Raw genomic sequence first — 555 nt, forward strand, 5'->3', positions numbered from 1 at the left:
ATCGATGCGGCGATGGCACAGGGGATTCCTTGCGAGATCACACCGTTTTACCTGTCTTTGATGGACCCCGACCCCAAGGCGGACCGGCATCGGCACGACCGGAGTCTGCGGGCGCAGGTCATTCCGAACCGGATCTATCTGGACAAAATGCTGGAAGCCAGGCTGCTCCCGAAGGAAGAGCTGGATTTTATGCACGAGATGGACACCTCGCCCACCGACTTTGTGACCCGAAGATATTCGCAGATCGCGATCGTCAAGCCTTACCTGTGGTGTCCGCAAATCTGCATCTACTGCCAAAGAAACTGGGAGCTGGCGGAGGATTCCTGCGGCAAGGCCGATCCGGCGATTCATAATTTGGCGGAAGCGTACGAGTGGTTCCGGGCAAACCCGGGCATTAGCGAAGTGCTCATTACGGGCGGGGACCCGCTGGCCGTCAGCAACGACAAGATCGCCTCCATTTTGCAGACCTTCGCGGAAATGAAGCACATTAAGCGCATCCGTATCGGCACGCGGACGCTTGTTACGGCGCCTATGCGTTTTGACGAGGAGCTGCTG

1 protein-coding gene is annotated in these 555 nt (G+C 57.8%); it reads left to right on the top strand.

Going from position 1 to position 555, the window contains the following annotated elements; all coding sequences use genetic code 11:
* The coding region (locus QJ48_RS37920; protein ID WP_337589654.1) for a radical SAM protein at positions 1-555 on the top strand (555 nt) is incomplete at both ends.

This window comes from Paenibacillus sp. A3, from assembly GCF_001399685.1.
In the GTDB taxonomy this organism is placed as follows: Bacteria; Bacillota; Bacilli; order Paenibacillales; family NBRC-103111; genus Paenibacillus_G.